Source organism: Anaerorhabdus sp. (assembly GCF_036657415.1).
In the GTDB taxonomy this organism is placed as follows: domain Bacteria; phylum Bacillota_I; class Bacilli_A; order Erysipelotrichales; family Erysipelotrichaceae; genus Anaerorhabdus.
This window is the reverse complement of record NZ_JAVXGL010000078.1, coordinates 1-8,918: the sequence shown is the minus strand read 5'-3', so window position 1 is coordinate 8,918 and position 8,918 is coordinate 1. Positions and strand designations below refer to the sequence as shown.

At 32.6% G+C, this 8,918-nt stretch carries 12 protein-coding genes and 1 pseudogene; 5 read left to right on the top strand and 8 right to left on the bottom strand.

What is annotated here, in order from left to right:
* Positions 1-81: 81 nt before the first annotated feature.
* Together RSB60_RS09515 and RSB60_RS09510 are read right to left on the bottom strand one after the other, a co-directional pair.
* The gene (locus tag RSB60_RS09515) at positions 82-801 is read right to left on the bottom strand and encodes a YebC/PmpR family DNA-binding transcriptional regulator (protein WP_323380721.1); all 720 of its coding nucleotides are present in this window, start codon (positions 799-801) and stop codon (positions 82-84) included.
* Positions 802-868: 67 nt separating this feature from the next.
* Complete coding sequence (locus tag RSB60_RS09510) at positions 869-1,765, bottom strand: PHP domain-containing protein (RefSeq protein WP_332615975.1); 897 nt, start codon at positions 1,763-1,765, stop codon at positions 869-871.
* Between the two features lie 57 nt (positions 1,766-1,822).
* On the opposite strand from RSB60_RS09510, the gene RSB60_RS09505 reads away from it, so the two are divergent.
* The 5 genes from RSB60_RS09505 to RSB60_RS09485 all read left to right on the top strand — a co-directional run bounded on the left by RSB60_RS09505 (position 1,823) and on the right by RSB60_RS09485 (position 5,234).
* On the top strand, positions 1,823-2,359 hold the full coding sequence (locus RSB60_RS09505; RefSeq protein WP_323380723.1) for a DUF402 domain-containing protein: 537 nt from the start codon (positions 1,823-1,825) through the stop codon (positions 2,357-2,359).
* A 90-nt stretch (positions 2,360-2,449) separates the two neighbouring features.
* Positions 2,450-2,887 carry a LytTR family DNA-binding domain-containing protein gene (locus RSB60_RS09500; RefSeq protein ID WP_323380724.1) on the top strand — a complete coding sequence of 146 codons (438 nt, stop codon included), beginning with the start codon at positions 2,450-2,452 and terminating at the stop codon, positions 2,885-2,887.
* Positions 2,888-2,897: 10 nt separating this feature from the next.
* A complete protein-coding gene (locus RSB60_RS09495) occupies positions 2,898-3,311 on the top strand; it encodes a hypothetical protein (protein WP_323380725.1) in 414 nt (137 codons plus the stop codon).
* A gap of 155 nt (positions 3,312-3,466) precedes the next feature.
* Complete coding sequence (locus RSB60_RS09490; RefSeq protein ID WP_323380726.1) at positions 3,467-4,384, top strand: ABC transporter ATP-binding protein; 918 nt, start codon at positions 3,467-3,469, stop codon at positions 4,382-4,384.
* Positions 4,377-5,234 (top strand): ABC transporter permease, encoded by an 858-nt coding sequence (locus RSB60_RS09485; protein ID WP_332615972.1) that lies wholly within the window; start codon positions 4,377-4,379, stop codon positions 5,232-5,234. The genes RSB60_RS09490 and RSB60_RS09485 overlap by 8 nt, the downstream gene beginning before the upstream one ends.
* Before the next feature lie 20 nt (positions 5,235-5,254).
* Here the strand turns inward: RSB60_RS09485 and RSB60_RS09480 are convergent, their stop codons facing one another.
* The 6 genes and pseudogenes from RSB60_RS09480 to RSB60_RS09455 form a co-directional block, all read right to left on the bottom strand.
* The gene (locus RSB60_RS09480; RefSeq protein WP_323380728.1) at positions 5,255-5,686 is read right to left on the bottom strand and encodes a hypothetical protein; all 432 of its coding nucleotides are present in this window, start codon (positions 5,684-5,686) and stop codon (positions 5,255-5,257) included.
* Between the two features lie 58 nt (positions 5,687-5,744).
* Positions 5,745-6,377: an orotate phosphoribosyltransferase gene (gene pyrE, locus RSB60_RS09475; RefSeq protein WP_323380729.1), complete on the bottom strand. Its 633-nt coding sequence runs from the start codon at positions 6,375-6,377 to the stop codon at positions 5,745-5,747.
* Between the two features lie 2 nt (positions 6,378-6,379).
* The gene (gene pyrF / locus RSB60_RS09470; protein WP_332615970.1) at positions 6,380-7,084 is read right to left on the bottom strand and encodes an orotidine-5'-phosphate decarboxylase; all 705 of its coding nucleotides are present in this window, start codon (positions 7,082-7,084) and stop codon (positions 6,380-6,382) included.
* Positions 7,081-7,998, bottom strand: coding sequence for a dihydroorotate dehydrogenase (locus RSB60_RS09465; RefSeq protein WP_332615969.1), 918 nt, complete (start codon positions 7,996-7,998; stop codon positions 7,081-7,083). The genes pyrF and RSB60_RS09465 overlap by 4 nt, the downstream gene beginning before the upstream one ends.
* Positions 7,983-8,726, bottom strand: a complete 744-nt coding sequence (locus RSB60_RS09460; RefSeq protein WP_332615968.1) for a dihydroorotate dehydrogenase electron transfer subunit — start codon at positions 8,724-8,726, stop codon at positions 7,983-7,985. The genes RSB60_RS09465 and RSB60_RS09460 overlap by 16 nt, the downstream gene beginning before the upstream one ends.
* A gap of 1 nt (position 8,727) precedes the next feature.
* A pseudogene (locus tag RSB60_RS09455) lies at positions 8,728-8,918 on the bottom strand (dihydroorotase); the annotation flags it as partial.

Below are 8,918 nucleotides of genomic sequence, written 5' to 3'. Positions count from 1 at the left end.
TTCATTTGAAAACCCCGCCTTTCAGACTTTCGTCCTAATAACGGGGTTCATAACAATTAAAGTGGCTTTTACTTATTCATATTAGTTTTGAACGTTATGATAAATTTGTTGAACATCTTCAACATCATTTAATAAATTAACTAAACGATCCCAAAGTTCTTTATCTTCATCAGAATCAAGTTGTACATATTCTTGAGGTAATAATGTAATTTCACATACATCAAATTTCACTTCAGGAATCAAATCTTCAATTGCTTTTTGAGCTTTACCAAAATCGGTTGGTGCAGTATAAACTGACATAATACCATCTTCGATTTCTAAGTCAACAACATCTACTTCAGCACTAATCAATGCATCTAACATTGTTTCCTCTTCTTCATAAGAAAATGAGAATAATCCAACAGTATCATAACTGTGAGATACACAACCAGCAACACCTAATTTAGCGTGTGCTTTGTTGAAACATGTTTTAACAGCACTAACTGTACGGTTAACATTATCTGTTAAACAATCAATAACAATTGTTGATGCTCCAGGTCCAAAACCTTCATAACGAACTGGATCATAATTTTCATTTGAAGAACCTTTTGCTTTTTCAATTGCTCTTTTGATTACATCTGCTGGAACTTGGTTTGCTTTAGCTTCAGCGATTTTTCTTTTTAACCCTTGGTTCATTTCTGGATCAGGAATACCTGCTTTTGCAGCCATATATAATTCTTTTCCAAATCGAGAGTATAATTTTGTTTTTATTGCTGCAGTTTTTGCCATTGATGCAGCACGCACTTCATGTGCTCTACCCATAATTTACGCCACCCTTCACTTCTAAGTACCGATTTATTATAACAAAGTCTCTATCAAAATAAAAGTTTTAATCTTTAAAGTTTACTTTCACAAGGTCAACTAATCCAGATTCAAAATCATCGGGTACAAATTTGATTTGACCCAATTGAATGGCTGGTTTATTTTTACCATGAAAATCACTTCCACATGTAACAACTAAATCTCTAGTTTTTGCATATTCTAGAAATGTTCTTGTCATCTCCTCCGTATGATAATTACTATATACTTCAATCCCTTTGATTTGAGGCTTATCCAATAATTTTTGTAAAACATCAAAATGTCCATTAAAATTATGTCCAGGATGAGCTACCACGGCAATTCCTTGTGTTTCCTCAACCATTTCAAGAATTGAATCAATATCAATTTTTTTGTCTTTTACATAGGCAACTTTGCCTTGTGCGAAGTAATCCAAATAGAAATTCAAATACGGATTATCACTTCTTGAAGCACCTGCACGGTATTCTTTTAGAAATTCTGCATCATCATATTTGGGATTATTTAAAAGGTAATCACCCAAATCTTCTGGTACTAAAATACCATCTTTTTCAATTCTCATTAAATCCATACGATCTATAAATACATCGAAATGTTCCTCAAACAATGATAAAGCTTCCTTGGATGTTTTTCTTTCAAGTTCAGTATAATAAATTGTAATTGCTTCATAACGTGGATCATTATAATCCATGCCATATACTGTTAAATGAAAGTCAATGCCTTCAAATTCAGTATCTATTTCGATACCCGGAATCACTTGTATACCAAGTTTATCAGCTTCTTCTATCATTTCATCAACGCCGTATACTGAGTTATGATCTGTTAGTGCAATTATTGAACAATTATTTTTTTGAGCTAACTCACACAATTCCTTTGGACTAAATTCGCCATCATTGCTATAACATGAATGCATATGAAAATCTTGTTTCATTTGGTATCCTCCATCTCTTTAATGCTATAATTATATCATGACAAAGGAAGAAAAAATATGAAGACGAAAACAATGAAAAGGTCTGAGTGGTGGAGACTTGAAGAATGTATATTTACCGCCAAAGAAATAGATGATAATACCGAGGCTGGATTAATACAAATGAAAAAACTAGCTAAACCCCTCTATATTTCCTACAACAAAGATACACCTAGCAAGTGTATCGCCGATAATGGATATTCATGGTTACAAGTTGCACGTAAAGATTCACATGTTTGGATTACTGCAATGTTCAATGAAAATGATGAGTTACTGGAGTGTTATTTCGATATAACGAATAAAAATATCATTCTTCCGGATGGTGAATCAAGTTTTGAAGATTTATACTTAGATGTTGTATTTTTTCCTAATGGTCAAATTGACCTACTTGACGAAGATGAATTAGAAGATGCTTGTGTTAACGGAGTCATTACTCAACAGCAAGTTGAATCAGCATATAATACCGCAAATATACTCATGGATTGGTTAAAAAAATCAACCAACCAACAAATTCTTATGGATTTTTGTAAAGAAACTTATTTTAGTCTCAAACAATAAGTCATCTTACCTACCAATTTAGTCAACTTACGCCATATAGTTTGAAATCATTCCTATGGATTGGTAAAATAAACCTAAGGTGTGATAGATATGAAATTACTAATAGAACAATCGCTTGATATCAAAGAAACAGAGATAAAAATAACTTGCGGCATCATGGATGAACGATTAAAACGTTTAATTGAACAAATTAAACTATATTCTTTCTCTATCAATGCACAGAAAGACGGTTTAACTATACCGATTCCGCTAGAAGATATTTATTATTTTGAAGCTGTTGATAATCAAGTTTTTTTGTACACCGGCAACGAAGTCTATGAATGCAGTAAAAAATTATATGAACTAGAAGAATTATTAATGGATACATCCTTTTTAAGAATCAGTAAAAGTTGTATTCTAAATACCAGTGTTGTAAAAAGTGTAAAAGCATCATTAAGCGGACGAATTGAAGCCTCGTTACAAAATGATGAAAAACAAATTGTATCAAAACATTATATTCAAAATTTTAAAAGAAAGTTTATATTTTGAGGGCATATCGATGAAAAAAATATTAAATATAATATTTGGCAGTTTTACAATTATGATGCTTCTATTCACTTTTTTTAGACCGTTTGATTTAGCACCAGAAATTACAAACGAAGTGGTTATTCAAGTATTAATCATTTCGACAAGCATTGCAGTTCTCATGGAAATTTCTGATAAACTATTAAGCTACTTTGATATTTCTTCTTTTTTAGTAGACTTGATAATTAGAGTTCTTATTTGTTATTTTGTTGTTTTTATTGCTTGTGCAAATTTCAATATTATTTCATTCTCATTATTTGGATTGTGGGAAATAACACCTACTATGTTATTTTGCTTTCCACTTACCTATGCCTACACCGTTTATATGAATAATGAATTAGCTGAATCAATAAATGAAGCTATTAAAAAAAGAAAGAAGCTGGATTAAATCATAAAGACTTGTTTGAGATATTGAACAAGTCTTTTTTATTGTGCAAAGACAATCGCCCTTTTAGTCAACTTATTGTGTTCTCTAGTCATCTTACTGTTAGCCATCTTGTATACCTTTTCCAATTAACATAAACTACCAACGAGGTGATAGAAATGGAAAAAATTATATCTATAGAAAACTTAAAGAAAACATTTAAAGATATCAATGCTGTTGATGATATTAGTTTCTATGTCGAAAAAGGAAAGTTATTTTCTTTCCTTGGGACAAATGGAGCTGGTAAATCAACCACAATCAATATGCTATGCACATTGTTACAAAAGAATTCTGGAAATGTGATTATCGACAATTGTGTATTAGGAATTGATGATGAAAAAATTCGTTCAAAGATTGGTGTTGTATTTCAAGAAAGTATCCTTGATCCCTTATTAACAGTCAAAGAAAACATTCTTACACGCGGAAAACTTTATAATCTAAGCAATGAAGAATTAAAAACATCCTTACAATTTGTCATTCAAGCAACTGATATCCAAGACTTTATTAATCGTCCTTATGGAAAATTATCAGGTGGGCAAAGAAGACGTGCTGATATTGCACGAGCATTAATTCATAAGCCAACTATTTTATTTTTGGATGAACCAACTACAGGTCTTGATCCAAAAACAAGAGAACTAGTTTGGTCAACTATTTCGAAATTACAAAAAGAATATCAAATGACAATCTTCTTAACTACCCATTACATGGAAGAAGCTGCAACTTCAGATTATATCGTTATCATTAATCATGGAAAAATTATTGCGCAAGGAACACCTTACGATTTGAAAGAAAAATTTAGTCAAGACACATTGCGGATTAAGCCTCTTGATTCAATGAGTGTTCAATCATTATTAGAGCACTACAATTATTCATTTCTAGTCAAAAATAATTTAATTATTGCGAATATTCAAGACACAAAGAAAATCATTCCACTACTCCAAGAAGTTGAACCTTTCATTGAAAGCTTTGAGGTTATTCATGGTTCTATGAATGATGCCTTTATTGAAATTACCAAGGGAGATGAAAACTATGATTAATTTAGCGATTAGAAATTGTAAGATATACTTTAGACAAAAAAGTACCGTTTTCTTTTCATTAATGGGTGTCTTCATTATTATTCTACTTTATGCTGTTTTCTTAGGTGATCAATTTAAAAATGGTTTAGATGTCAAAGATGTTGATGTTCTTATGTATAGTTGGGTAATAGCAGGTATTGTTGCCGTTACATCGATTACCACAACAATGGGTGCCTTTGAATTGTTTGTCGAAGACAGAGCTCATAAAGTCATTAATGATTTTAATTCATCACCTATTGCTCATTATAAACTTGTAGGTGGCTATATACTTTGCGCTTTTATTGTAGGTAGTCTCATGAGTAGCGTTGCCTTCTTTGTTGGAGAATTATTTTTATTATCACAAGGAGCAACTCTTCTTTCTCTAATCACAATTATGCAGATCCTATTTATTATTTTATTATCTAGTTTAATGTCCAGCACAATTGTATTCTTCATTGTAAGTTTTTTTAACAATCTTAGTGCCATGTCTACCGCTAGTACAATACTAGGTACATTGATTGGATTTCTAACTGGTGTTTATTTACCCATTGGCTCTTTACCCGAATACGTCCAATTTATTATTAAATCATTCCCCACCGCTCACTCTGCAGTACTCTTACGTCAGCTTTTTCTACAAGAACCACTCAAAACAAGTTTCACCAATTTACCTGTTGAATATTTAAATGGTTTTAAAGAAAGTGTTGGTGTTGTATTTAAATTTGGTGATTTTACGCTAGAGCCAATCCATCACATACTATTTATGATTGTTATAACTATTGTATTTTTCATTCTTACTGTATTTAACTTATCTAGAACTTCTAAACAAAAATGAGTCCACTTTGTGGACTCATTTCATATTTCTACAGGTTCTTTTGTCATATAGCCTTGTTCAATCTTATTATAGAAATCGTTGAAATCAAAACTGAAGTACCCATTTCCATTCACTAACAGTGTACTATCGGAATATAACTCAATCCATTTCTCAGTATTACCATTTGTGACTAGATGATACGTTGTTAGCGGATAACTGTGACCATTTTTTACAAAAGGTATTGGAAATAATCGTTGGTTATCAAATGTCTTTGCAAGCTCCTGTATTTCATCTTCCGTAGTAAAATCAACACGATAACAATCGGTATCAGATGCTGTATATGTACATTTTATTATGTATGATTGTGAAGAATTCATAATTTCTTCTTTAATATCGATAGACTGTAGAAATAGAAAACCCATAATACCTACTATGAATAAAGTAATGAATATAATTACAAATTTCTTTCGCATAAAATATTCTCCCCTTAAAGTAACAATAATAATTTAAAAACCACCGAAGTGGTTTTTGCTATTTCACCATCCAGCTTTCATCGCTTGGATTATCTCTAAATTTTAATAAGCGTTCCTTATCTTCTTGTTGAATATAACCTATTTCTGCTGCTACTTCTACAAGTACATCAAGGTTACTAGCACTTACATTTTTTACATTTGCTTCCGCAAGGCGATCAATACCTTTTTTCATTCCATATGTAAATATAGAAGCAATTCCTAAAACTTCCACGCCATTTTCTTGTAGTACTTTTACTACATCAATGCTAGAGCCAGCAGTAGAAATTAAATCTTCTACAACTACAACTTTTGTACCTGGTTCACATTTACCTTCAATTTGATTTGTGCGTCCATGGTCTTTTGCACTTGCGCGTACATAACCCATTGGCAAATCTAAAATTTCAGCTACTAGTGCTGCATGCGCAATCCCAGCCGTTGCAGTCCCCATGACAGCCTCGCATTCAGGATAATGTTTTTTAATGATTTCAGCGAGTGCATTTTCAACATCTCTTCTTACTTTAGGATTTGATAAAGTAAGACGATTATCACAATAAATAGGTGCTTTGATTCCACTTGCCCATGTAAATGGATCATTCGGTTTTAAAAATACTGCTTGAATGTCTAATAAATCTTTTGCGATTAATTTTTCCATGACTATTCTCCTTTTACAAATTCTTTTACACATCGACGATAAGCTTCAACAGGGTTTTCTGCACCTGTAATTGGACGCCCAACTACAATGTAGTCACTTCCTATTTCACGTGCCTGAGCTGGTGTAGTAACACGAACTTGATCACCTTTTGTAGCATCATTAAAACGAATTCCTGGTGTCACTGTAATAAAGCTTTCTGAACAAGCTTCACGAATAAGTCCTGCTTCTAATGGACTGCAAACAACACCTGCAAGTCCTGCTTTTTCAGCATTCTTAGCATAATGTACTACAGTATCATTGATACTATGATCAATCCAAAGTTCTTCTCTCATTTTTTCTTCCGATGTACTTGTAAGTTGTGTTACTGCAATTAGTTTTATATTTGGATTTACTTCATCAACTGCTTTTTGTGCTGCCGCCATCATTTCAATTGTTCCAGCAGCATGAACATTTAACATATCCGCACCTAATGTTGCAAGATTTTTAATTGCTTTATAAACTGTGTTTGGAATATCATGTTGTTTTAAGTCCAAAAATATTTTGTGCCCACGACGTTTAATTTCATGTACAATACTTGGTCCTTCTGCATAAAATAGTTCTTGTCCAATTTTTACATATGGTTTTTCTTCTTTAAATAAATCTAAAAAATTTAATGTTTCTTCTTTTGTTGAAAAATCACATGCGATAATGACATCTCTTTCTCTCATTGATGAGCCCTCCCTATTATGTCTTCTAACTTTTCTATACCTAACTTATCCATTAATGATGGTAAGTTATCAATAATTTCTTTACAAGCATATGGATTACGACAATTCTCTGCACCAACTTGTACTGCAGTTGCTCCTGCATACATCATTTCAATAACATCTTCTGCTGTCGCAATTCCACCAATACCAATAATTGGTATTTTAACTTCTTTATATACTTGATAAACCATACGTAGTGCCACTGGTTTAATTGCTGGTCCGCTAAATCCACCCATGACATTAGCAATTATTGGTTTGCCTGTTTTCAAATCAAAGCGTGCTCCAAGGAGTGTATTAATCATACTGATTCCATTTGCACCGGCTTCTTCCACCGCTTTTGCAATTTGCACAATATCTGTTACATTTGGTGATAGTTTAATATAGACCGGCTTTGTAGTCACTTTTTTTACTGCCCTTGTCACTTCAGCAGCATTTTCAGGACTAGTTCCAAAACTCATTCCACCATGTTTTACATTCGGACAAGAGATATTAATTTCTAAAATTCCTACAATATCTTCTTTATCCATTTTTATTGCGCATTCTACATACTCATCAATCGAGAATCCCGAAATGTTTGCGACAACTTTTTTATGATAAACTTCTTTTAATTTTTTAAATTCTGAATGGATTACTTCATCAATTCCAGGATTTTGAAGTCCAACTGCATTAATCATTCCACGATCACATTCTGCAATTCGTGGTGTTGGATTCCCAAATCTTGAATCTTTTGTAGTTCCTTTAGTTGCGATGCTTCCTAATTCATTTATATCGTAAAATTGTGCAAATTCATAACCAAATCCAAATGTTCCACTCGCGGGAATAATAGGATTATCTAATTTCCAATCACCTAAATGTACACTTAGTCTTTTGTCCATAAGATTTCCTCACTTTTCATAATTGGTCCTTCCACACAAATTCGTTTATATCCTGTTAATGTTTTACAGCTACACCCCATACATGCTCCAAAACCACAACCCATTCGTTCTTCAAATGAAAGTTGACCTTTAGCATTTGATGAATCAAAGACTGCTTTAAGCATTGGAAAAGGTCCGCAACTGTAATAATCAATATTTTTTAAATCATCTTGTATTACTTCTGATACAAACCCTTTTATACCTTGTGTTCCATCAACCGTGCAAACTGTTACAGATGCACCTAATTGTTTAAATTCTTCTTCATAGAAACATTCATCACTTGTATTAAAACCTAGAATCACATCAACTTTAGTTCCTCTTTGAAGTAATTCTTTGCATAGGCGATACAATGGTGGTACTCCAACTCCGCCTCCTACAACTAACGCTCTTTCTTTTTTCTCAACAGTAAATCCATTCCCTAGTCCTACTAATATTTCTAGTTCTTCACCTGGTTCTTGTTTCGCCATCCATTCAGTACCATTTCCTACAACTTTGTAAATAATAGTAAGTGTTGAATCGTCCCAATCACAAATACTGATTGGTCTTTTTAAGTAACCATTTTCCACTGTGATATTGATGAATTGTCCTGGATTAGTTACCCATGTTGTATCTCCTTGAAGAATCATTTTGAAGACATTCTTTGTCAAAGCTACATTGGTAAGTATGCGATAGGTTTGTACAGATTTCATATTACAGTCCCTTTCTATAAACTATGTCACCATCAACAAGCGTCATTAAGCATTTGCTTTGTAACCATCTTCCTTCAAAAGGAGTACTCTTTCCCTTTGATAAGAATTCGCGTGAGCGAACTTGTTGGCGATCATTTAAATTAAAGATTGTGATATTAGCTTTTGCGAAGTTTTCAATCTCTCCGCCTTCTA